This window comes from Bacillus sp. EB V-12 (genome assembly GCF_056158125.1).
Window position 1 is genome coordinate 95,197 of record NZ_JBUXJL010000007.1, and the last position, 23,312, is coordinate 118,508.

Annotated in this window: 30 protein-coding genes; 3 read left to right on the forward strand and 27 right to left on the reverse strand. The window is 37.9% G+C overall.

Translation table 11 applies throughout. From position 1 onward, the window contains the following. The 3 genes from ACZDYH_RS20830 to nuoA are packed head-to-tail and all read right to left on the reverse strand — an operon-like array spanning nucleotide 1 to nucleotide 1,936. Nucleotides 1-1,062: an NADH-quinone oxidoreductase subunit C gene (locus ACZDYH_RS20830; protein WP_088859683.1), complete on the reverse strand. Its 1,062-nt coding sequence runs from the start codon at nucleotides 1,060-1,062 to the stop codon at nucleotides 1-3. Next, nucleotides 1,059-1,577: an NADH-quinone oxidoreductase subunit NuoB gene (nuoB, locus tag ACZDYH_RS20835; protein ID WP_000236331.1), complete on the reverse strand. Its 519-nt coding sequence runs from the start codon at nucleotides 1,575-1,577 to the stop codon at nucleotides 1,059-1,061. The genes ACZDYH_RS20830 and nuoB overlap by 4 nt, the downstream gene beginning before the upstream one ends. Next, nucleotides 1,568-1,936: an NADH-quinone oxidoreductase subunit NuoA gene (nuoA, locus tag ACZDYH_RS20840; RefSeq protein ID WP_000179273.1), complete on the reverse strand. Its 369-nt coding sequence runs from the start codon at nucleotides 1,934-1,936 to the stop codon at nucleotides 1,568-1,570. Before nuoA ends, nuoB begins: the two co-directional genes overlap by 10 nt. A gap of 254 nt (nucleotides 1,937-2,190) precedes the next feature. On the opposite strand from nuoA, the gene ACZDYH_RS20845 reads away from it, so the two are divergent. Further along, a complete protein-coding gene (locus ACZDYH_RS20845) occupies nucleotides 2,191-4,920 on the forward strand; it encodes an EAL domain-containing protein (protein ID WP_088859684.1) in 2,730 nt (909 codons plus the stop codon). Nucleotides 4,921-4,943: 23 nt separating this feature from the next. Here the strand turns inward: ACZDYH_RS20845 and ACZDYH_RS20850 are convergent, their stop codons facing one another. From ACZDYH_RS20850 to ACZDYH_RS20945, 20 genes are all read right to left on the reverse strand, one after another. Then, nucleotides 4,944-5,588, reverse strand: coding sequence for a DUF975 family protein (locus ACZDYH_RS20850; protein WP_000622462.1), 645 nt, complete (start codon nucleotides 5,586-5,588; stop codon nucleotides 4,944-4,946). A gap of 49 nt (nucleotides 5,589-5,637) precedes the next feature. Beyond that, nucleotides 5,638-6,423 (reverse strand): DUF975 family protein, encoded by a 786-nt coding sequence (locus tag ACZDYH_RS20855; RefSeq protein ID WP_000578820.1) that lies wholly within the window; start codon nucleotides 6,421-6,423, stop codon nucleotides 5,638-5,640. 139 nt (nucleotides 6,424-6,562) lie between these two features. Next, nucleotides 6,563-6,964, reverse strand: a complete 402-nt coding sequence (atpC, locus tag ACZDYH_RS20860; RefSeq protein WP_000847211.1) for a F0F1 ATP synthase subunit epsilon — start codon at nucleotides 6,962-6,964, stop codon at nucleotides 6,563-6,565. Between the two features lie 20 nt (nucleotides 6,965-6,984). Next, nucleotides 6,985-8,391, reverse strand: coding sequence for a F0F1 ATP synthase subunit beta (atpD, locus tag ACZDYH_RS20865; RefSeq protein WP_001032593.1), 1,407 nt, complete (start codon nucleotides 8,389-8,391; stop codon nucleotides 6,985-6,987). Between the two features lie 119 nt (nucleotides 8,392-8,510). Continuing rightward, a complete protein-coding gene (gene atpG / locus ACZDYH_RS20870; protein WP_000157696.1) occupies nucleotides 8,511-9,371 on the reverse strand; it encodes a F0F1 ATP synthase subunit gamma in 861 nt (286 codons plus the stop codon). 216 nt (nucleotides 9,372-9,587) lie between these two features. Further along, a complete protein-coding gene (locus ACZDYH_RS20875; protein WP_000521150.1) occupies nucleotides 9,588-9,710 on the reverse strand; it encodes a hypothetical protein in 123 nt (40 codons plus the stop codon). A 75-nt stretch (nucleotides 9,711-9,785) separates the two neighbouring features. Continuing rightward, nucleotides 9,786-11,294 carry a F0F1 ATP synthase subunit alpha gene (atpA, locus tag ACZDYH_RS20880; RefSeq protein WP_000027518.1) on the reverse strand — a complete coding sequence of 503 codons (1,509 nt, stop codon included), beginning with the start codon at nucleotides 11,292-11,294 and terminating at the stop codon, nucleotides 9,786-9,788. Between the two features lie 11 nt (nucleotides 11,295-11,305). Continuing rightward, on the reverse strand, nucleotides 11,306-11,848 hold the full coding sequence (gene atpH, locus ACZDYH_RS20885; protein ID WP_000064683.1) for a F0F1 ATP synthase subunit delta: 543 nt from the start codon (nucleotides 11,846-11,848) through the stop codon (nucleotides 11,306-11,308). Then, nucleotides 11,845-12,351: a F0F1 ATP synthase subunit B gene (atpF, locus tag ACZDYH_RS20890; RefSeq protein WP_001142618.1), complete on the reverse strand. Its 507-nt coding sequence runs from the start codon at nucleotides 12,349-12,351 to the stop codon at nucleotides 11,845-11,847. The genes atpH and atpF overlap by 4 nt, the downstream gene beginning before the upstream one ends. Before the next feature lie 129 nt (nucleotides 12,352-12,480). After that, nucleotides 12,481-12,699, reverse strand: a complete 219-nt coding sequence (gene atpE, locus ACZDYH_RS20895) for a F0F1 ATP synthase subunit C (RefSeq protein ID WP_000052064.1) — start codon at nucleotides 12,697-12,699, stop codon at nucleotides 12,481-12,483. Between the two features lie 56 nt (nucleotides 12,700-12,755). Further along, complete coding sequence (gene atpB, locus ACZDYH_RS20900; RefSeq protein ID WP_000399871.1) at nucleotides 12,756-13,475, reverse strand: F0F1 ATP synthase subunit A; 720 nt, start codon at nucleotides 13,473-13,475, stop codon at nucleotides 12,756-12,758. 7 nt (nucleotides 13,476-13,482) lie between these two features. Then, entirely contained in the window at nucleotides 13,483-13,875 is a 393-nt protein-coding gene (locus ACZDYH_RS20905; protein ID WP_000567600.1) for an ATP synthase subunit I, read from the reverse strand. After that, a complete protein-coding gene (locus ACZDYH_RS20910; RefSeq protein ID WP_001171223.1) occupies nucleotides 13,875-14,099 on the reverse strand; it encodes an AtpZ/AtpI family protein in 225 nt (74 codons plus the stop codon). Before ACZDYH_RS20910 ends, ACZDYH_RS20905 begins: the two co-directional genes overlap by 1 nt. A 26-nt stretch (nucleotides 14,100-14,125) precedes the next feature. Next, entirely contained in the window at nucleotides 14,126-14,239 is a 114-nt protein-coding gene (locus ACZDYH_RS20915) for a DUF4024 domain-containing protein (RefSeq protein ID WP_000232962.1), read from the reverse strand. A gap of 379 nt (nucleotides 14,240-14,618) precedes the next feature. Beyond that, on the reverse strand, nucleotides 14,619-15,248 hold the full coding sequence (gene upp / locus ACZDYH_RS20920) for a uracil phosphoribosyltransferase (RefSeq protein ID WP_000517539.1): 630 nt from the start codon (nucleotides 15,246-15,248) through the stop codon (nucleotides 14,619-14,621). A 272-nt stretch (nucleotides 15,249-15,520) separates the two neighbouring features. Continuing rightward, on the reverse strand, nucleotides 15,521-16,762 hold the full coding sequence (gene glyA / locus ACZDYH_RS20925) for a serine hydroxymethyltransferase (protein WP_000349806.1): 1,242 nt from the start codon (nucleotides 16,760-16,762) through the stop codon (nucleotides 15,521-15,523). A gap of 253 nt (nucleotides 16,763-17,015) precedes the next feature. Then, the gene (locus tag ACZDYH_RS20930) at nucleotides 17,016-17,588 is read right to left on the reverse strand and encodes a TIGR01440 family protein (protein WP_000136386.1); all 573 of its coding nucleotides are present in this window, start codon (nucleotides 17,586-17,588) and stop codon (nucleotides 17,016-17,018) included. A 66-nt stretch (nucleotides 17,589-17,654) separates the two neighbouring features. Continuing rightward, nucleotides 17,655-18,098 (reverse strand): ribose 5-phosphate isomerase B, encoded by a 444-nt coding sequence (rpiB, locus tag ACZDYH_RS20935; RefSeq protein WP_000869542.1) that lies wholly within the window; start codon nucleotides 18,096-18,098, stop codon nucleotides 17,655-17,657. A 97-nt stretch (nucleotides 18,099-18,195) separates the two neighbouring features. Further along, a complete protein-coding gene (locus ACZDYH_RS20940; RefSeq protein WP_088859685.1) occupies nucleotides 18,196-18,636 on the reverse strand; it encodes a low molecular weight protein arginine phosphatase in 441 nt (146 codons plus the stop codon). 242 nt (nucleotides 18,637-18,878) lie between these two features. After that, nucleotides 18,879-19,376 (reverse strand): PTS sugar transporter subunit IIA, encoded by a 498-nt coding sequence (locus ACZDYH_RS20945; protein ID WP_000473665.1) that lies wholly within the window; start codon nucleotides 19,374-19,376, stop codon nucleotides 18,879-18,881. Between the two features lie 387 nt (nucleotides 19,377-19,763). Here ACZDYH_RS20945 and ACZDYH_RS20950 point away from each other — a divergent pair, with 387 nt between their 5' ends. Both ACZDYH_RS20950 and ACZDYH_RS20955 read left to right on the forward strand, forming a co-directional pair. Then, entirely contained in the window at nucleotides 19,764-20,150 is a 387-nt protein-coding gene (locus ACZDYH_RS20950) for a DoxX family protein (protein ID WP_000968616.1), read from the forward strand. Nucleotides 20,151-20,308: 158 nt separating this feature from the next. Continuing rightward, on the forward strand, nucleotides 20,309-20,920 hold the full coding sequence (locus tag ACZDYH_RS20955) for a flavin reductase family protein (protein WP_000949055.1): 612 nt from the start codon (nucleotides 20,309-20,311) through the stop codon (nucleotides 20,918-20,920). A gap of 172 nt (nucleotides 20,921-21,092) precedes the next feature. On the opposite strand, the gene ACZDYH_RS20960 is transcribed toward ACZDYH_RS20955, so the two are convergent. The 4 genes from ACZDYH_RS20960 to ACZDYH_RS20975 all read right to left on the reverse strand — a co-directional run bounded on the left by ACZDYH_RS20960 (nucleotide 21,093) and on the right by ACZDYH_RS20975 (nucleotide 23,268). Then, complete coding sequence (locus ACZDYH_RS20960; protein ID WP_000197472.1) at nucleotides 21,093-21,371, reverse strand: DUF3935 domain-containing protein; 279 nt, start codon at nucleotides 21,369-21,371, stop codon at nucleotides 21,093-21,095. 79 nt (nucleotides 21,372-21,450) lie between these two features. After that, complete coding sequence (locus ACZDYH_RS20965; protein WP_001037634.1) at nucleotides 21,451-21,582, reverse strand: hypothetical protein; 132 nt, start codon at nucleotides 21,580-21,582, stop codon at nucleotides 21,451-21,453. A gap of 19 nt (nucleotides 21,583-21,601) precedes the next feature. Continuing rightward, nucleotides 21,602-22,150, reverse strand: a complete 549-nt coding sequence (locus ACZDYH_RS20970; RefSeq protein WP_000142475.1) for a manganese efflux pump MntP — start codon at nucleotides 22,148-22,150, stop codon at nucleotides 21,602-21,604. Between the two features lie 77 nt (nucleotides 22,151-22,227). Beyond that, on the reverse strand, nucleotides 22,228-23,268 hold the full coding sequence (locus ACZDYH_RS20975; protein WP_000557354.1) for an L-threonylcarbamoyladenylate synthase: 1,041 nt from the start codon (nucleotides 23,266-23,268) through the stop codon (nucleotides 22,228-22,230). Nucleotides 23,269-23,312 lie beyond the last annotated feature (44 nt).

Here is a 23,312-nt window from a genome sequence, read left to right on the forward strand (position 1 = left end):
CTACACCTCCACATCATACGGTTCATAGTCTTTTCTAAGCGGATATCCTACCCAATCATCTGGCATTAAAATACGCGTTAAATTCGGATGCCCTTTAAATACAATGCCGAGCAAATCGTATGCTTCTCGCTCCGGCCAGTCAGCTCCTTTCCAAAGCGCTGTCACAGATTCGACTTGCGGCGCTTCCCGGTCTAGCTTTACCTTCACCGCTACCGATTGTTTCTTGCCATATGAAAACAAATGAACATACACTTCCATATGTGTCACAAAATCCGTCGCATGTAGCTCTGACATATAATCAAAAGCAAGTCCCTCATGGAATCGCAGTGACTCCATCACTTCATAATACTTTTCGGGATCCACCACAAGAGTTGGCACATCCTTTGACAGTTTATTAATGTAGGAATCTACTAATGCATCCTCTCCTAACTTCTCCCTAATAGCCTCAACATACTGATTTAAATACGGCTGATTTACGGACGGTTCTTCCTGCTTCGGCTCATCCTCTTTCTTACCTTCAGCTCCCTTTGTCTTCGCTCTTGCAGCCGCTGCTGCTTTCGCTTTTGCCGCTGCAATTGCCTTTGCCTTTTCATCTCCCGAATCCCCATCACCTTGCGAGGCTTTCTGCTTCGCCAATGCTGCCGCTTTTGCCTTGGCGGCCGCCACCGCCTTCGCCTTGGCTTTCGCTTTTTCTTCTTCCGTTACTTCTTCGGTTCCTTCTCTTTTCTGCTTCGCTAATGCTGCCGCTTTTGCCTTTGCAGCTGCTGCTGCCTTCGCCTTGGCTTTCGCTTTTTCTTCTTCCGTTACTTCTTCGGTTCCTTCTCTTTTCTGTTTCGCTAACGCCGCCGCTTTTGCCTTTGCAGCAGCTGCTGCACGTCGCTTTGCTTCTTCTATAGTAATATCATCATTTTTTGGTAGCGCTTTCTCTTTTTCTTGATCTTCCTCCTCAAGTTCACTTATTTCCGCCTCGTGTTTCGCTACAAGGCGTTTTCTCGCTTCTTCTTTCGCACGCCTAGCTGCTTCTTTTTTCAGATCCTCTAAATCTTTATTTGGATTACTCATTTATTCGTCACCTGCTTTCCGGTCTTTGCCTCGTAACGAATTTTCTCTTTTAATTTATTAATTCCATAGATTAAAGCAGCTGGATTTGGGGGACAACCAGGAATATACACATCAACTGGTACGATTTGGTCTACACCTTTCACAACAGCATATGAATTTACATACGGACCACCTGCTGTCGCACAAGATCCCATCGCAATAACCCATTTCGGTTCGGGCATTTGATCATATAAACGCCGAACAATAGGAGCCATCTTCTTCGTTACTGTTCCCGATACAATCATGACGTCCGATTGCCTTGGTGAAGTTCGAAAAAATGACCCAAATCGATCTAAATCGTAATGTGATGAGCCTACCCCCATCATTTCAATTGCACAGCATGCCAGTCCGAATGTCATCGGCCATAAAGAGTTGCTCCTCGCCCATCCTTTCAACTGTTCCAATGTAGAAAAAAAGATATTTCGTTCTAATTCTGCTCGCTCATTTGGATGTAATTCCTCAAAATTTATAACCATTGTAACACCTTCTTTTTCCAAGCATACGCTAATCCAACTAGCAACATTACAACAAAGATGAGCATTTCAATTAATGCAAATAAACCTAGCTTGTCATACGCAACAGCCCAAGGATATAAAAATAAAGTTTCTACATCAAAGATCACAAACAATAAAGCGAAAATATAATAACGAGCATGAAACCGAATATTTGCATCATGAAAAGGCTCAATTCCACTCTCATACGTCGTCGCCTTTGCTGCACTTGGTTTATTTGGGCGCAGCATCCTTCCTAATGTAAGAGCCACTACCGGCAGCAATATACCTAATAGCAAGAAAATCAAAACGATCATATAACTATTTTCATATACACTTGCCATTGTGAAACCCTCCCCCCTAAATTAAGAACAAGTTCACATAGTAAACAATATGTCCTAGTTGCAGTAATTATTATTTTTAAATTTTTCTAAATAATGCAACTATTCTAATCATTATAGCAAACTTCAAATTCCTATGTCGATATGTTGGGAGACAGAAACAAGAATTATTAAAATCTATCTTTACAACTTGCTATAATTGTGCAAAATAAATATAAAACTTATATATGCTTTTCAAGAAACCGTAGGTGATATAAATGAAAAAACAAACACATGTAAGTATTCTTATAAGCATTGTATTGCTGTCTATAACGCTTCACTATGTAGCAATGCCTTTTGTATATGAATACTCATTTCCTTTTCAGCTATTAATCGGAACGAGCACCCTATTAATTGATATTATCGCTTGTAGTTATATACTTTATTTTTCAAACATGAAAGAAGGGCTATCTCGTTTATTTTGGATCATATTATCTGTTGGAGCTCTCTCTTATTTTATCGGTGATATAGTCGTTGCCTATCAGCGTTTAATTGTAAAGGACTTCTATACGTTCGTTGATCCATCTGACTTTTTTTACTTACTTTTTTTAGTTAGCTTTACGTTTGCCTTTCTATACGAAATCATTTATAACCGAGATTTATTAGAAAAACTTTTTATGCTATGTGATATTTGTATTATCGTTACAGCCCAATTTACTTTAAGTTACTACTTACTTATTGAACGAACTATTCATATCTTTACAACATCCTATATCGACATATTTGTTCAACTTACCTATCCAATGGCTGATTTACTCTTTCTCTTAATAGGAATCAACCTTTTATTCAAACCACTATCCTTATTACCTAAAAAGGTCGGTGCACTTCTTGGCAGTGCTTTAATTTTATATGCTACTACAGATGCGATTTATGCTTATATAAAATACTTCATACCAGAGTATTCTATGTTTACAGTTACTCCTTTCTATCAAGTAACCTTAGTACTAGTAGCAATCGCCTGTATTCTCCATACAAAAAAGCCTGAAAAACAAGAACAAGTACTACTAACACCTAAAATTGGCGAATCAATCCGATTATCATTACCGTATATTTCGGTAGTAATGCTTATTGTTTTTATATTAGTTGAATACGTTTTTGCGCCTATTATAGTAATCGGACTTATAATAACTTTTTCTTTCGTTCTCATACGTCATAGTTTAGTTCGAAAACAAAATAAAATATTATTGATCGCTCAAATGCAATTCAACTCAGAACTCGAGAAACAAATTAAACTACGTACAGAAGATTTAGTAGAACAGAAAAATGAACTCTATCATAATCAACAAATGTTTAAATCTTTATACGAGCATCATCCAGATCCAATTTTTACATTAGATTTGTACGGTAATTTTCTCAAAGTAAATAACGCTGGTACTACTTTACTCGGTTATCAAACGAATGAATTATTAAACCAGCCTTACTATTCACTCATATACGAAGAAGATTTAGAAGAAATGATTAACGCCTTTCATCGCGTGAAAAAGGGATATTCTATTTCTTTAGAAATACGGGCTTACCATAAAAACAGAGATATTTACTACTTGCACGTTACCGCCGTACCGATCTTTTTAAAGGAGAAAATTTCTGGGGTTTATTTAATGATTAAAGATATTACAGAAAGCAAACAACAACAAGAACAAATCAACTTCCTAGCATACCATGATACTTTAACAGAGCTTGCAAATCGACGTGCATTTCATCAACATTTAGAACAGGCAATTGCACGAGCAAAAATATCGAAAAAGCCTTTTGCTGTTATGTTTCTCGACCTAGACCGTTTTAAAGTTATTAATGATACCCTCGGTCATCGAGTAGGAGACCTATTGCTCATCGCAGTAGCAAAAAGGCTCGAAAGAATAGCAACATCAAATATGAAACTCGCGCGGCTAGCTGGGGATGAGTTCACAATCCTTATCGAGAATTACAAAAAAAAGCCAGATGTCCAAAAAATAGCTGATAGGATTGTAGCGGCCATGAATGAGCCATTTGAAATCGAAAATCAACATTTACAAATCTCACCGAGCATCGGAATTGCAATATATCCTGAAGCAGGTGAAGATGCGCTATCCATTTTGCAGCATGCTGATATGGCCATGTACGAGGCAAAGAATAAAGGAAAAAACGGTAGCTCTCTTTACACGAAAGAACTATATAAAAAAATGGAACGAAAAGCTCGAATTGAAAAAGATTTGCCAATCGCTTTAGTAAACAAAGAATTTTATCTCGTTTATCAACCACAAATTGATACGACAACAAATAAAATTATCGGTGCTGAAGCTTTAATACGATGGAAACACCCGCTATTAGGTGACATTTCACCATGTGAGTTTATTCCAATTGTAGAAGAGACGCCACAAGTAGTCCCACTTGGACATTGGGTATTACAAGAAGCTTGTCTCCAATTAAAAATATGGCATACCTTTGGCTACCAAAATTTAAAAATAAGTGTTAATTTATCCGCAAAAGAATTCCGGCAAGATCAATTAATCGAAAACATTTCACAAATATTAAACGACGTGCAAGTCAACCCAAAATATGTAACACTTGAGTTAACAGAAAGAATTGCAATGATTGACGAGAAAGAAACGTTATTGAGACTGAAGCAATTAAAAGAGTACGGTATCCAAACTTCCATTGATGACTTCGGTACTGGGTATTCTTCTCTTGCTTATTTATCAATTTTTCCAATCGACACATTAAAAGTACCGAGAGAATTTACACAATTAGCTGATCATCGTCCTGAAGAACGAGCCATCGTTTCTACAATACTTTCCCTCGCAAATACTTTAAATCTTTCAGTCGTTGCCGAAGGAATTGAAACTGAAAAACAGCTTAAGTTTCTGCAAAAACATAACTGTAAATATATGCAAGGTTACTATTTCAGTAAACCACTTACTAGTAATCAATTTATAAAATTTCTACAAAAAACCCCCAGTATGAACAAATAATTCATACTGGGGGTTTTATAGTGCTAAATTTTTTTCTCATAATATTCTTCTGCAATCTCTTCGTAAAAAGCTGCAGATGTCGTATAGAAATATGGAATTAACCATAAGAATCCAATCCCTAACGTAATACAACTTAATATAAACCAGCCAATAAAACTTAAACATAAAATGAAATACTCCATCTTATGTCCATCCATCATACGACGACTTTCTGTAATAGCTTGGTTCAGTGAATACTCAGGATGATCGTTTATAATAAAGTATGTCATCGCATAAGAAAATGATTTAATAATACCTGGAATAATGAACAATAACGTCCATAAGAAAAGATAAAGATTTACTAATAAATATAATAAAAATGATTTTAGAAATCTCTTTCCCTCTGAAAACCAAATGAATACATTACCAATACTAGCTTGCTTTTCACGAAGGATATTTAAACCAAGGTAATATCCACCTAAAGTTAACGGTCCAGTAACAAAAAATGAAAGAATATTCGTTGAAAGTGAACCATTTGTTTTTTGCCAACCGAAAATTAAAGAAAATCCCCAATCAACACTAAAACTAAAAGCCGTGATAAGAATTGAAATGAGTAGTGTAGCTCCAACAGCTAATCCCCATTTCCCTTCTAATGAATCTAGTGCTTCTCCTTTTAAATCACTAATCATGCGTAGCCTCGCCTCCTATACACAATAATTCTATTAGTATAGCATGTTCCTATTGAAATTCACCTTTTGAAATGTAGCGATAAAAGTGTGCTGTCGTCGTACTCATATACGGACTAAGCCAAAGAAATCCTATTCCAAAAGTAAGCAGCGCTAAAATAGCCCATCCTATGAAGCTCAGCCATAAAAGAAACAAATCTAACTTATGACCCTTCATAAGATTCTTACTTTCCTTCATCGCCTGCGAAACACTATATTCTGGATTTTCAATCATCACATAGTACGTCAGTGCATAAGAAAAATACATCACAATCATACCAACAATTGAAATTGCTAATAGTACGAAGAAAGCTATTGCAAATGACGTATTCCCTTCTTCACCTAACAATGCAAATAAGCCTATTAACAGCATCGGAATCCATGTACCTGTATATAACAAAATCGCAAGCATTGCCCACATTGTTTTCATCATTCTTTTAAAGCCACGAAATCCTTCGAATAAGTAATCTACTTTAGCATCTTCTCGTTTACTAATCTGTAAAAATACATTTGTATAACCATATGACGTAATCCCATACGATGCGTTACTCAAAATTATCATAATGCAATAAAAAATTCCAAAGGTAATACCTGCTCCAATTGACATCGTTTCCTCTTCAAATGATCCAGTTAAGCTTACAACTGAGAGAAATATAATAATTCCTGGAATTAATAGTATAAGCATTGCAGCCAGCGAAACAACATAACTTAAAATAAAATATAAAATTGTTGATCCAACACCTAGTCCCCATTTTCCCTTTAAAGAGTACAATGCTTCTCGCTTCATTTCACCAATCATTGATCCATCCCCTTTATGAAATATAAATTGTTGTACACTTCTACTTATACAAGCATCAATATAATTATACCAGTTTTGTAAAATTATCCATAAAATACACAAAAAAAAATCCGTAAAGGCAAAGCCCTTACGGATTTTTTTACTTCATATCGGAAACGTTCAAACGGTTCACAGCACGTTGTAATGCCATTTCTGCACGTTTAAAGTCAACATGTGCTTGTTTATCTTGCAGACGTTGCTCAGCGCGACGCTTCGCTTCATTTGCGCGATGGATATCGATATGGTTTGCTTCTTCAGCAGATGATGATAATACAGTCACTTTATCTGGACGAACTTCGATAAAGCCACCGCTTACTGCTACATAATCAGTGTGTCCACCATTTTTCAGACGAACTGCACTAATTTTTAATGGTGCAACAGTTGGAATGTGGCCTGGTAAGATCCCCATTTCCCCACTCTCTGCTTTTACACTTACCATTTCTACCTCTTTTTCGTAAACCGGTCCATCAGGAGTTACAATACTGACTGGAAATGTCTTCATACTTCGTCCCTCCTAAGGCCTTACGCCATCATTTTCTTCGCGTTTTCAATAACTTCTTCAATGCCACCTACTAAGCGGAATGCATCTTCTGGAAGGTCATCATATTTTCCTTCTAGAATTTCTTTGAAACCACTAACTGTATTCTTTACAGGTACGTAAGAACCTTTTTGACCTGTAAACTGCTCAGCTACGTGGAAGTTTTGAGATAAGAAGAATTGAATACGACGAGCACGATGTACAACTAACTTATCTTCTTCAGATAACTCATCCATACCTAAGATAGCGATGATATCTTGAAGCTCTTTATAACGTTGTAAAGTTTGCTGTACTTGACGAGCTACTTCATAATGTTCTTCTCCTACGATTTCTGGAGAAAGTGCACGAGATGTAGATGCTAATGGATCTACGGCTGGGTAAATACCCATTTGCGTTAAACGACGCTCTAAGTTTGTTGTTGCATCTAAGTGAGCGAACGTTGTAGCTGGTGCTGGGTCAGTATAGTCATCGGCTGGTACATATACCGCTTGGATAGACGTGATAGACCCTTTATTTGTAGATGTAATACGCTCTTGTAATTGACCCATTTCTGTTGCAAGTGTTGGTTGGTAACCTACCGCAGATGGCATACGACCAAGAAGGGCAGATACTTCAGAACCCGCTTGCGTGAAACGGAAGATGTTATCGATGAACAGAAGTACGTCTTGTCCTTGCTCATCACGGAAATGCTCAGCCATTGTTAAGCCTGTTAATGCAACACGTTGACGTGCTCCAGGTGGCTCGTTCATTTGTCCGAATACCATCGCAGTTTTCTTGATTACGCCAGAATCGCTCATTTCGTGGTATAAGTCATTACCCTCACGAGTACGCTCACCTACACCAGCGAATACAGAGATACCACCGTGCTCTTGTGCGATGTTGTTAATTAATTCCTGAATTAATACTGTTTTACCTACGCCGGCACCACCGAATAGGCCGATCTTACCACCCTTAATGTAAGGAGCAAGTAAGTCTACTACTTTAATACCAGTTTCAAGAATTTCTACTTTAGTAGATAATTCTTCGAATGCAGGTGCTTGACGGTGAATTGGATCACGATGTACATCTGCAGGAACCTCACCATCTAAGTCAATTGCATCACCTAATACGTTAAATACGCGACCAAGTGTTACATCACCAACTGGTACAGAGATTGGTTTACCAGTATCTTCTACTTCTGTGCCACGAACAAGTCCATCTGTGGAAGACATTGCAACTGTACGAACTGTATCATCACCTAAATGAAGTGCAACTTCAAATGTTAAGTTAATACTTCCGTTTTCGTTGCTTTGTTTTACCGTAAGGGCGTTGTAGATTTCTGGTAGCTTTCCGCCATCAAACTTAACGTCTACAACCGGACCCATGATTTGCGTAACGCGCCCTTTATTCATCGGGTTCCCTCCTAGCTTTCTTTTAATTAGCCAACTTTCTACGAGCAGCTAGCTTTTAATTTTTTATTGGTTTATAGCTTACGCGACTCTTTTGACAGAGCCGCTTCCGCTTTTTAATACTATTCTAACGCTGCTGCTCCACCAACGATTTCCGTAATTTCTTGCGTAATCGCTGCCTGACGCGCACGGTTGAATGAAAGTGTAAGTGAATCGATAACTTCCATTGCGTTGTCTGTAGCACTCTTCATTGCTGTCATACGCGCTGCGTGTTCACTTGCTTTACCGTCTAGTAATGCACCGTACACTAAGCTTTCTGCGTATTGTGGCAATAGTACTTTTAAAATTTCTTCTTCAGAAGGTTCGAATTCATAAGCTGTCGTCGGTTTGTCAGACGCCACATCAGTAAGCGGTAAAATTTTATTTTCCGTTACCTCTTGTGAAATTTTACTTACGTAATGGTTGTAGTAAATGTACAGCTCATCATAAGCACCATCTGCAAACATCGCAATTGCTCGAGAAGCAAGGTCTTTAATATCAGTAAATGATGGGTGGTCAGATAATCCAACTACTTCATCAATAATGTTAAAGCCGCGACGTTTTAAATAATCACGTCCTAGTCGTCCAAGCACAATAATAGAATATTGGTTTGAATCCATATTATGACGTTCACGAATTACGTTACTTACTGTACGTAATACGTTACTGTTATAACCACCTGCTAGTCCGCGATCAGACGTAATAACGATGTATCCTGTACGCTTTACAGGACGCGCATTTAGCATTGGATGATTAATCCCTTTGCTTCCTTGCGCAATGCTCGCTACTACTTCTTGAATCTTTTCCATATACGGAACGAAAGATTTAGCATTTTGCTCTGCACGGTTTAACTTAGATGCAGATACCATCTCCATCGCTTTCGTAATTTGACTCGTTTTCTTTGTCGAGTTAATCTTCGCTTTTATATCGCGTAAAGATGCCACAGGTTTTCACCACCTTTTTTCCGGAAGTTGGCACGATTAGTAAGAATCCTCTTCCTAATCTACGTTGCAAGATATTCTTGCTCATGATTGAAGGAAAAGAATAGGTGCACCTACTCTTTTCCTTTACATGACCTTTAGCAATCTCAGAGCCCGAGATGCCTTTTATATATACTATCTAGCTCCAGCGGCTTGAATGCTCGGTGGCTTCACTTCTTCCTACGAGGCAAACACCGCCTCTTCGTCAGAAGCTCCATCCCCCTCACATTCAGAACGAGCCGCTTCCGCTTTTATTAATCTAGTTCCGCCTCCTAGCCCCTTTCGTCTAAGAACCTTCCCCACAAGAAGGTAAAAAGCACCTTCTGTGAGAAAGAACCTTAGCCGATGAGGCTGAACAGTCGGCTTCACTTTTTATTATTATTCAGAAGCTACGAATACTTTTTTAAATCCATTGATTGCTGCTGCAAATTTGTCGTCATCTGCAAGTTTCTTAGTTGTGCGGATTTCTTCTAATAAGTCAGTCGCATTAGAATCTAACCAAGCATGGAATTCTTCTTCAAAACGAGTGATATCTACTACTGGGATATCATCTAGGAATCCACGTGTTAAAGCGTAAAGAATGATAACTTGTTTCTCTACACGTAATGGTTTGTGTAATCCTTGTTTTAATACCTCAACAGTACGAGCACCACGGTTTAATTTCGCTTGAGTTGCTTTATCAAGGTCAGAACCGAACTGAGCGAACGCTTCTAACTCACGGTAAGATGCAAGGTCAAGACGAAGTGTACCTGATACTTTACTCATTGCTTTAATCTGAGCAGATCCACCTACACGAGATACAGAAGTACCCGCATCGATCGCTGGACGTACGCCAGAGAAGAATAGGTCAGATTGTAAGAAGATTTGTCCATCCGTAATAGAAATTACGTTTGTTGGGATGTATGCTGATACGTCCCCTGCTTGTGTTTCGATGAAAGGTAGTGCAGTTAAAGAACCGCCGCCTTTTGCATCACTTAATTTTGCTGCACGCTCTAATAAGCGAGAATGTAAGTAGAATACATCCCCTGGGTAAGCTTCACGACCTGGAGGACGACGTAATAGTAATGACAGCTCACGGTAAGCCGCTGCTTGTTTTGATAAGTCATCATATACTACTAATACGTGTTTACCATTGTACATGAACTCTTCACCCATTGTTACACCAGCGTAAGGAGCTAGGTATAATAATGGAGCTGGTTGAGAAGCAGATGCAGTTACAACGATTGTGTACTCTAATGCACCGTGCTTACGTAGTGTTTCTACTACGTTACGTACAGTTGATTCTTTTTGTCCAATTGCTACATAGATACAAATCATATCTTCATCTTTTTGGTTAATGATTGTATCAAGTGCAACCGCTGTTTTACCAGTTTGACGGTCACCGATGATTAACTCACGTTGACCACGGCCAATTGGTACAAGAGCATCGATCGCTTTAATACCTGTTTGAAGTGGCTCATGAACAGATTTACGATCCATTACACCTGGTGCTGGACTTTCAATTGGACGAGTGTTTGTTGTATTGATTGGGCCTAAACCATCAACTGGTTGACCTAATGGGTTTACAACACGACCAATTAGTTCTTTTCCTACCGGTACTTGCATGATGCGACCAGTACGACGAACTTCGTCACCTTCACGAATTTCTGTGTAAGGTCCTAAAATGATAATACCTACGTTGTTTTCCTCTAAGTTTTGTGCTAGTCCCATAACGCCGTTAGAGAACTCTACAAGTTCACCAGCCATAACGTTATCAAGACCATGAGCACGCGCGATACCGTCACCAACTTGGATAACTGTACCAACATCACTAACTTCGATTTCAGACTGATAGTTCTCGATTTGTTGCTTTATCAGTGCGCTAATTTCTTCAGCTCTGATGCTCATGTGCTTCACCCCTATCTATTCTTCATTAATTCACGCTGAATACGTGCTAATTTTCCTTGTAAACTTCCGTCATAAATGCGATTTCCAATACGTACTTTAATGCCGCCTAGTAAATCTTCATCTACAACATTTTTCACGCGAATTGCATCTTTTCCTGTTCTCTTCGCAAATGCTTCTGCAATGTTAAGCTTCTCTTCTTCTGATAGAAGACGAGTAGAATATACAGTTGCGTCCGCTACGTTACGTTCTTCATTAGCAAGAACAACATATTCATCTGCAATTTCAGGTAAGATATCAATGCGTTTGTTATCAATTAAAATATATAACGTATTTAAAATAGATTCAGAAACAGATCCGAATACGTTTGCAAGAAACGTTTTCTTTTGTTCCTTTGAAATGTTCGGTTGCGTTAAAAAGCTATGTAGTTCTCCGTTCTTTACATAAACGTTTTGTACAAGGCGTAATTCCTCTTCAAACATTTCTAATACGTGTTTTTCTTTAGCAATTTTAAAAAGAGCGACAGCATAACGTTTTGCTACAATCCCATTGCTCATCGCGCTTCTCCTACTTCTTTAATATAATCGCGAATTAACTTCACTTGATCTTCTTCTTTTAACTCTTTTTCAATTACTTTAGAAGCAATTTGAACAGATAAAGAAGCAACTTGTTCTTGTAAAGCAGCAATTGCTTGCTCTTTTTCGCGTTGAATTTCTTGTACAGCAGATGCTTTAATTGATTCTGCTTCTTCTTTCGCAGCAGCAACAATAACATCTTTTTGATCTACAGCTTGCTTTTTCGCTCTTTCGATTAACTCTTGTGCTTCAACACGTGATTGTTTTAACATTTCACGTTGTTCTTCTACTAATTTCTTCGCCTCAGCATTACTTCTTTCTGCAGCGTCGATTTCATTAGTAACATGCTCTTCACGTTCTTTCATAATTCCCATTAAAGGACCCCACGCAAATTTGCGTAGCATTACTAATAGAAGTAAGAAAATGAACAATGTATAAGCAATCGTTCCAAATGGAATGGCAGCACCTAATAATAAAGTTGGCACAAGGATTCACTCCCTTCAAAATATCTAAATTGATCATATGAAAAAAAAAGACATACGTTTCATTCATAAAGCAATGGCGAAGAAAGTTCGGAAAAACACTCTTCGCCATCTATGTAAGGGGAGTCTCCCTTATTTGTTCATTACGATGAATGCAATAACTACACCGATGATTGGAAGTGCCTCAACTAAAGCAACCCCGATGAACATAATTGTTTGAAGTGCGCCTTTTAATTCTGGTTGACGAGCAACACCTTCGATTGTACGTGATACGATAAGACCGTTACCAATACCTGCACCTAATGCTGATAAACCAATTGCAATTGCAGCTGCGATTACACCTAAACTCATTTAATTTGTCCTCCTTTGTATTATAAAAAAATAAATTTTTTCTTACTTAAATTATATTAATGGTCATGGCTTACTTTATGAGCCATATAAACCATCGTTAACATAACGAAAATAAATGCTTGGATTGATCCAACGAATACACTGAATCCCATCCATGCTAACATTGGTACAAGCGCACCTAATGCCCCAAGGACTGATGCTCCGCCCAACTTAGCAAGTAATCCTAATAAGATCTCACCTGCATAAATGTTACCAAATAAACGAAGACCTAACGTTAATGTGTTAGCAAACTCCTCAATAACCTTTAATGGGAATAAGAATTTCATAGGTTGGAAATAACCTTTTACGTACTCTTTCGTACCCTTCATCTTAATTCCATAATAATGGGTGAGGGTAACTACCATCACGGCTAATGTTAATGTAACTGCTGGATCAGACGTTGGTGATCTCCACCATGCAATATGTTCGCCAGCTTCAGTTGCTGAATACATGAATGGTAAACCAAGGAAGTTCGATACGATGATAAACATGATAAGCGTAACGCCAAGCGTTAAGAAACGTCCACCTGTTTTCCAGTCCATCGTACTATTGATAATCCCTTTCACGAAGTCAAACACCCATTCCATGAAGTTTTGCATCCCGGTTGGGCGAAGAGCTAAGCTGCGAGTTCCGATAACAGCGATTAAGAAAACAATAACTGCTGCTACAGTAACCATCATAACTGATGACAAATCGAACGTTAAACCTAGAAATTCAACTAATTTACCGTGTTCCACTAGTAATTCACCTCTCTTCCCTGCTCTTATACTCTAAATAAAGAAAATCTATGATCATGACAAGGTATCCTGTCAGCAATCCTACACCTAGGCCCCACATCGCGATTAACTCTTGATATTTGGCTGCAAATAAAATTAATAACCCAATCGTGGCGAATCTTGAATATGTACTTACCGCTGTTGCCTTGAACTTCACGTTTTCTCCATTTGTTACGCGATCTAGCAGCTTGTCTGTTCTACGTGCAATGATGCGCAAACTAAGAAAACTGAAAATCGTCCCGATAATCAGTCCAAGAAATACATCCTTGTAAGAGGTAAATCCCCATCCTAGCACTAGAAGCGCAAGCAAGTAGTACATATATTTCTTTTGTCTTTGGACAAGTCCATGTACGTCTATCATCATTGCTCTCCCGAATAGTAATGTCGAATGAGTCGAATCATTGCGTATACCCCTGTTCCTAGTCCGAGTAATAACCCTATAATAAGAAACAACGGAAACGTTCCAACCTTATTATCAATCCACTGCCCACCAAAGATTCCAACAAGAATAGAACCGACTAATTGAGCAAGAATACCTGACATTAAAGCATAAGCTTTTATATGGCTGCGATCGTTTTTTTGCAAGGATTCATCCCTCCAATATGTAACCCTCATTCACGATGTGTTAATAATAACTCATTTTTTTGCATAAATCCTATACAAAACAAAAAGTTTACATTTTCGTCACGGAATAGATGTAATTTTGTCACTGAAAGCCCTACCATCTATCCCCGTTGTTAGCATACAATAGGGTATTAACAGTGTCAACGAGAAATCGTAAAAAATCTAAAAATTTGAGTATTAGGCATTTCCTCCCAAAAATGAAAACGTTCCCCTTCTAAATACTGGTTACATATATGCAATTTCTAACAGTTTTCTCTTTATAATAGAAGGAAATGTTCACAAGTTTGTCACTATTATATTTTCGAGATATAACGCTTTTCTTCCATAATATAGTGTTCCTCAGACGTAAGACTTCTATATTATATGTGAGGTGTATGCAACTTATGTTGTATATACGATGTATATTTATCCTCTCCCCCTCCCCTACTTGCTTACAGCAAAAAAGACGAGCTGGGGAATCTCCCCTGCTCGTCAGTTGTCTTACTTCGTTCCGAATAAACGGTCACCAGCATCACCAAGACCTGGTACTACATATCCGTGGTCATTTAATTTCTCATCTAATGCTGCTACATAAATATCAACATCAGGATGTTCTTCTTGTACTACTTTTACCCCTTCTGGAGCTGCAACGATACACATTAATTTAATTTGTTTCGCACCGCGCTTTTTCAGAGAGTTAATTGCTTCAGCCGCAGAACCACCTGTTGCTAGCATCGGATCTAGTACGATAAAGTCACGCTCTTCTACATCCGTTGGAAGTTTCACATAGTATTCTACCGGTTGCAATGTTTTAGGGTCACGGTATAAACCAACGTGTCCTACTTTTGCTGCTGGAATTAATTTCAGAATTCCATCAACCATTCCTAAACCTGCACGTAAAATCGGAATTAAACCAAGTTTTTTACCAGCGATCACTTTTGTTGTCGCTTTGCTTACAGGTGTTTCAATTTCAATGTCCTTAAGTGGAAGGTCGCGAGTAATTTCGAAAGCCATTAAGCTTGCTACTTCGTCCACTAATTCACGAAAATCTTTCGTACCTGTATTCTTATCGCGAATATATGTAATCTTATGTTGAATTAACGGGTGATCAAATACATACAGTTTTCCCATGTGAATCTCTCCTTTAGATGATATTCATGCGTTTGCACGCTTTTTTACACTATTTACGATTGTAAAGAAAACGCTACTAATATTCAAGGGCAAATTTGGCAAAATCATGATTTTACAATGAATCTATCTAGTATCTTTACCAATTATGGGAGCTGTATCCTTCATTATATCGCCAAAATTTATTCATCATTTGTATACATACTTTAAAAATAATATATGTCCAAAAAAAAGACCGCCAAAACAATTAAGTCTCGGCAGTCTTCTTCAATCTATTATAGATTTGGATACATTGGGAATTTGCTAGTTAACGCTTCTACACGCTTACGTACTTCTTCTAACGCAGCTTCATTTTCATGATTTTTTAATGTATAAGCAATAAGTGACGCAATTTCATCCATTTCTTCTAAACCGAAACCACGAGATGTTACAGCTGCTGTACCGATACGTACACCACTTGTTACAAATGGGCTTGCTGTTTCAAATGGAATTGTATTTTTGTTCACTGTAATACCAACTTCATCTAATACGTGCTCTGCTACTTTACCTGTGATTTCTAAGTTACGAACATCAATCAAGATTAAGTGATTGTCTGTTCCGCCAGAAACAAGTGTAAGTCCTTCTTTTTGAAGACCTTCAGCTAAGCGGTTCGCATTGTTAATGATATTTTGTGCATATGTTTTGAAATCATCTTGAAGTGCTTCACCAAATGCAACAGCTTTTGCAGCGATTACGTGCATAAGTGGACCACCTTGAATACCAGGGAAGATTGATTTATCAATTTGTTTTGCAAATTGCTCTTCACATAAAATCATACCACCACGCGGACCACGTAACGTTTTATGTGTTGTCGTTGTAACGAAATGTGCATGTGGTACTGGATTTGGATGTAAACCAGCAGCTACTAAACCTGCGATATGTGCCATATCAACCATTAAATAAGCGCCCACTTCATCTGCAATCTCACGGAATCGCTTGAAATCGATAACACGAGGGTATGCACTTGCACCTGCAACGATTAATTTTGGTTTATGTTCTTTCGCTTTTGCTAATACATCATCGTAATTAATACGGTGAGAGTCAGCATCCACGCCATATTCTACGAAATTATATTGTACTCCACTGAAGTTAACAGGGCTTCCGTGTGTTAAGTGACCACCATGAGATAAGTTCATACCAAGTACTGTATCGCCTTGCTCTAAAATCGTGAAGTATACTGCCATGTTCGCTTGTGCACCAGAGTGTGGTTGAACATTTACGTGCTCTGCGCCGAAAATTTCTTTCACGCGATCACGTGCGATATCTTCTACTACGTCTACGTGTTCACAGCCACCATAGTAACGTTTTCCAGGATATCCTTCAGCATACTTATTCGTTAAAACAGAACCTTGTGCCTCCATTACTGCTTCACTTACGAAGTTTTCCGAAGCAATTAACTCAATCTTTGAACGCTGTCTTCCTAGTTCTGCCTCAATTGCAGCAAATACCTTTTCATCTTGACGTTTTAAATGATCCACCAAAATCCCCCTTTTCTGAACGAATTACATCGATTCCCAACAGTTTTTTCTTATTTATTCAGAAAAAACGAAAATTCAGGTTGTAATTCTTTCGAACCTTCATGTTTTCAACTACATTCTAACATGACTTTCTATATCATAAAAGAAAAAAAAGACCGAAAATCGGTCTTTTCTTTCTTCTATTATAAAGTCAGACAACATACCTTTTACCTTATGATAAACAGGTACTATATGACTTCCTAATTTCTCATATTTAACGGCAAGTGGTAGTCTCTTCCACTGCCGCATAGACAGCACGTGCTCCACCAATTAGTTTTCCACGTGTTTTGGCCATCGTTACATGCGCACTTCCAATTTCCTTCACACTTGTACGAACCGGAACAGCTACATGCTTTAAATGCATACCGATAAATGTATCACCAATATCCATTCCTGCATCAGCTTTAATAAACTCAACTACTACCGGATCTTTCAAATTGTGATACGCGTATGTCCCCAATGCACCACCTGCTGATCTAACAGGCGTAACTGTTACAATTTCAAATTGATATTTTATCGCTACTTCTCTCTCAACTACTAAAGCACGGTTTAAATGCTCACAACATTGAAACGCTAATTCAATACCTGTTTGCTCTTGAAATTGTTTTAACTCAGAGAAAATCGCCTCTGCTACTTCCATCGTTCCTGATGTTCCAATTCTTTCGCCTAGCACTTCGCTCGTGCTACAACCCACTACAAAAACTTGACCGCTTTGTAATGAAGCTTGTTCTTGGAAATCAGAAAGCGACATTTGTAGCTGTTCTCTTACCTTTACGATTTCTGTCATTACGCCTCTTCCTTTCACAGGTTGGTTCACCAAATTATATTTCACACTACTGATAGTTAGAATCTATTACTTTGTTTCGTATGTTTTAATTTTTCCTACGCGGTTTTCGTGACGACCACCTTCATAATCAGTTGTTAACCAGATTTTCGCGATATCACGCGCTAGACCAGCACCAATTACACGCTCGCCCATTGCTAGCATGTTAGTGTCATTATGCTCTCTCGTCGCTTTAGCGCTGAAAGTATCATGAACTAACGCACAACGGATACCATTTACTTTGTTTGCTGCGATTGACATACCAATGCCTGTCCCACAAACTAAAATACCACGATCTACTTCACCATTCGCTACCATTTCAGCTGCTGGAAACGCAAAGTCAGGGTAATCAACAGAACCAGCTTCACATTCACAACCTAAATCAATATATTCAATATTTAACTCTTCTAATAAACTTACAAGTTCTTTGCGGATATTCATACCGCCGTGATCAGATGCTATTACTACTTTCATTTTTACCCCTCCAAAGTTTCAATCAATTATCTTCATTTCACACTCGCTACCTCATATAGGAAGAAGTGATCTCCAATATCGTATTATACACGAAACATCAACCTACTGAATGTTTTTTCAGTAAAGTTTGTACAAGTTTTTCCATTTCATCTAACGTTTCTTTATAAATAGAAAGCGAGCCTCCAAATGGATCTGAAATGTCCTTGCCTATACCTTCAGTTAATCCATATAACGTATTTAATTTCTTTTCAACGCTCGGATAATGCCCAAGTACAATTTGCTTATGGTTTTCTGTCATCGTTACGACAATATCAGCCCAATCAAGCAAAGTTTCATTTACTTGCCGCGCCGCATGATCAATTGAAATTCCTTTTTCAGCTAAAGCTTCCTTCGCATGTACCGATGCATCGCTCCCAGGATAGGCGAAAACACCAGCAGATTGCACTTCAAACTTATCTCCTCCGTGATGACGAAGCAACGCCTCAGCCATTGGACTACGACATGTATTGCCAGTACAAACAAATAACACTCGTTTCATTCAAACCCACCCCTATATTCGATTTCTTATCATTCATCATAACTTACATTAGAATAGAACAAAAGAAATGTGAATATACAAAAGGCGCATTTCTCTTATATTTTTTCTAAGAAAAATGCGCCTTATCCACATATATGTGAAACCCTATTTCCAAGTGCCTAGAGTATTTTAACATACATACTGAACACGCAACAAAAATAAGGAATCCATTTCATACGAAACGGATTCCTCTTATATTGCAATTATTTCATTGTAACTTTCATTACTTCTGTTGAACCTTTTGTAGCTGCTACGCCTACAGTTGTCTTAATAGACTCAGCTGCATCTGTGTTTGTAATAACAATTGGAGTAATTGTGCTTTTCGCTTTTTCACGGATTAATTCTAAGTCGAATGAGATTAATTTATCTCCAGCTTTTACAGCTTGGCCTTCAGAAACGTGAGCTTCGAAACCTTCACCTTCCATTTTTACAGTTTCTAATCCAACGTGGATTAAAATTTCTGTACCGTTTTTCGCTTTAATTCCGATAGCATGTTTTGTGTGGAATAATTGTACGATTTCACCATCAACTGGAGATACAACTACACCTTCAGTAGGATCGATTGCAACACCGTCACCCATCATACGACCAGCAAATACTGGATCTGGTACTTCTTCAATATTTTTCACTGCTCCAGTTAATGGAGCTACGATTGTTTCTTCATTTGTTTTTGAACCAAGACCGAATAATTTTTTAAACATAGGATAGTCCTCCTTATAATTTACCTAAAAGTTTATAGGGCAATCCCTAGTAAAACTCGGGATACATGTAAGACTTCATACTTCGAATATTATACTGTAAAAACGCTTTCGAAATAAATTATGTCATTACTAATAGACTCTTATTGTAGCGCTTCACAAAATTCCAGTCAATTCTGATTGTCTGAATAACAATTAGAAGTTAACTTCTATTTATATTTTCTCTTTTTTTGCCCAACTTGTCTAGAGGTCTTTACTACATTTTATTTTTTGTTGTTAATTTGTAAAATTTAATTCAAACTTTTTTCAAAATCCACTTGACTATAGTAAGTAACTATTTTATTATTGCTTACGTAAGATAAGTTAATAACTTTTAGGAGGTTTTTAAAAATGATGGATTTCGGTCTACTTATTATTCGTCTTATTATAGGAATTACATTCATGGGTCATGGCGCTCAAAAATTATTTGGTTGGTTCGGCGGTTACGGTTTAAAAGGAACAGGTGGCTGGATGGAGTCAATCGGTTTACGTCCTGGTGTATTTATGGCATTTATGGCTGGCGCAACTGAATTACTAGGTGGTTTCTTATTCGCATCAGGTATTTTCATTGTAGTTGGTTCATTATTTATCGTTGGAACAATGTTAATGGCTATCTTCACTGTTCACGGAAAAAATGGTTACTGGGTAACACAAAATGGATATGAATATAACTTAATGTTAATCGCTGTTGCTGTTGGTGTAGCTTTAATCGGACCTGGCGCATACGTTTTACTTTAATTTTTATCTCAAATTTGAGATTCTTGAAAAAGAACTTACTTCATTACAATTGAAGTAAGTTCTTTTTATGAAACAAAATATTATTTCCAGCAGGATTTTCTCATCGTTATCTTGTAAACAAACAATAAGTATTCATATTTAGAAAGGGGATTACAAGCATGTTATCCATTAATCCAAATGAACAAACTGAAAAAGATAATTACAAATTACTTACTGGAAGTATCATCCCTCGTCCTGTCGCATTCGTTACTTCTGTAACAAAAGAAGGTGTACTAAACGGAGCACCATATAGTTATTTCAATATTGTCGCTGCTAATCCACCACTTATCTCAGTATCTGTACAACGAAAAGCAGGAGAAAGAAAGGACACTTCCCGAAACGCAATTGAAAAAGGAGAATTTGTCGTACATATTTCTGACGAATCATATGTAGCAGCAATTAACGAAACAGCAGCTAACCTCCCGCCAAATGAAAGTGAAATTGAACTAGCAAAACTAACACCAATTGAAAGTGAAGTCATCTCCGTTCCAGGTGTAAAAGAAGCAAATATTCGAATGGAATGCGTATTAGAACGTGCAATTCCACTTGGCGGAACGGAAGACTCACCAGCTTGTGATCTACTAATTGGACGCGTCGTTCGTTTCCACGTTGCCGAACATCTATATGAAAAAGGGCGCATTCACGCCGAAGGACTCAAACCAATAAGCCGCCTAGCAGGACACAACTATGCAAAATTAGGAGAACAATTTGAATTGGTTAGGCCAGTTTAAAAGTGGAAGTGGCTCGCTCAGAATCGCAGGGCATTGGAGCTCTCGACCTTGAAGCGCTTTTTGCTTCATGCGAAGAGCTAGCCCCTGGAACTGGATATATTTAAAAGCAATGGGGCTAGATTCCTCCCATCACTCAAATATAAAATCCCCTGCTTTTTAGCAGGGGATTTTATCATTGTAATTCTTCCTTCTTTTCCTCTAAAGTAGGCATTTTCTCTTTTTTCGGCTTCCCTAGCTTAATTACGAAGAAGTATAGGGAAAGCAATGTAATAAGAAAAACAATTAAAAACGGGTACGGAGAGTAAAAGGCACGCGCCGCCTCAGTCTTTCCCGCAACAAATTTCAATGACTCAATATCTAAAAACTCAGCAAACATTTGTACACCGAGCATACTAAACCAAAAAACAAAAAAACTAATAATAATACCAAAAACTTGCTTCAATCTCGTCATTCATCTCATCCTTTCTATATCTGTAATTTTTAGCGTAATAAATATAGTACAAACAAAATATTCACAGAAAGGAACTATCTCACCATTCACGAATTAACTTAATCCAACCTAACATCGAAATTTGCAAAATAATACCCCAAATTATAAGTCTTCTTAGCCATCGAGGAAAGAAGGTTAAAAATTTAACATACCATTCCAATAGCTTGTTCATAATTCCCTCCTACATAAAATTATATAGGAAAAAGGATATATAATCCAAACCCAACCAAAATGATACCACCTACTATCTCACCGTATGTACCGAGCATATCTTTCGCATGTCTCCCAATTAATAAACCAATCCACGCTAATAACATGCTAACAAATCCAAACAGTAAAATCGTAATAATTGTCTGTGCTCCATAAATACCAAGACTAAGCCCTACTGAGAAACTATCTATACTGACGCCAAATGCAAATACGAATAAACTAATTCCAATAGGGGCAGTTCGAGTCTCTTCATTTTGTAAAATGGTCGAATATACAATATAAAACCCTAGTCCGATTAATAAAATAGCACCCGCAAAATGTGCGATATCTCCATATTTCTCTGATAAAAAACGACCTAGTACCATTCCTATAAACGGCATAATAATATGAAATATACCTATCGTCATACCAATATACAGGATTTGTCTTAACTTTAGGGGCATCATCCCCATACCAAGACTCACCGAGAACGCATCCATCCCTAAGGCGAATGCCATAATTATTAAAGGTATTAGCTGTTCAAACGTCATTCATGCCCCTCCTTGGACGTGCTACTTCACAATATGCTTATCCAAGGAGAAATATTCTGTTTGCTAATCTTACCTTATCATTCAATAATAATATGATGTCCTGCCGCTTTTGTTAAACGATTCATAATTGCATTCCCTATTCCTTCATTAGGGAATGACTCACTAAAAATAACATCCACTTCACTTGCATCAAATGTTCTAAGTACATCATATAATTTAGTCGCAACGCTAGCTAAGTCACTTCTAACACCACAAGATAATATAACATCTGCACTATATACATACTGGTACTCTTCTGTCGTTAATACGCCTACTTTAAATCCTTCTTTCTTCTTCTCATCCACAAGATGCTGAATAAACTCACGTGAGCCCTCAACAATACTAAGTGGTGCTTTCGGCGCATAATGTGTGTATTTCATTCCAGGCGATTTCGGTTTTTCCTTCTCATCCTTTAAAGCTGGATCTAAAGAAACAGTACCTATCACCGCTTCTAATTGTTCTTTCGTAATCCCACCTGGACGTAATATTGTTGGAACCGTGCTTGTACAATCAATTACAGTTGATTCAACGCCTACTCCAGTTGCACCACCATCAACAATACCTGCAATCTTCCCATTCAAATCTTCATATACGTGAGAAGCTAATGTTGGACTTGGACGCCCTGAACGATTCGCACTTGGTGCCGCAACAGGTACATTCGCCTCTTCAATAAGAGCAAGTGCAATTGGATGATCAGGCATTCTTACTCCAACCGTATTAAGTCCTGCCGTCACCTTCTCTGAAATTCCTTCTTTTCTCGGCAAAATAATTGTTAATGGTCCTGGCCAAAAATGCGCCATTAACTTCTCTGCAACTGGTGGAATTTCTTTCACAATCCCATCTAACTGAGATTTTGTACCTATGTGGACAATGAGTGGATTATCACTCGGTCTTCCTTTCGCTTCGAAAATTTTCGCGATTGCTTCATCATCCATCGCGTTTGCCCCTAACCCATATACTGTTTCCGTAGGGAAAGCAACCGCCTCATTTTCTCTTAATAATTTTGCTGCTTCTTGTAACTGTGGATAATATTTTTTTCTTTCCACAACATTATCCACAACCCACATATTTGTATGCATTTTTTTCCACGTCCTTTTCTAGCCTTAAATACTTGTCTATTTTT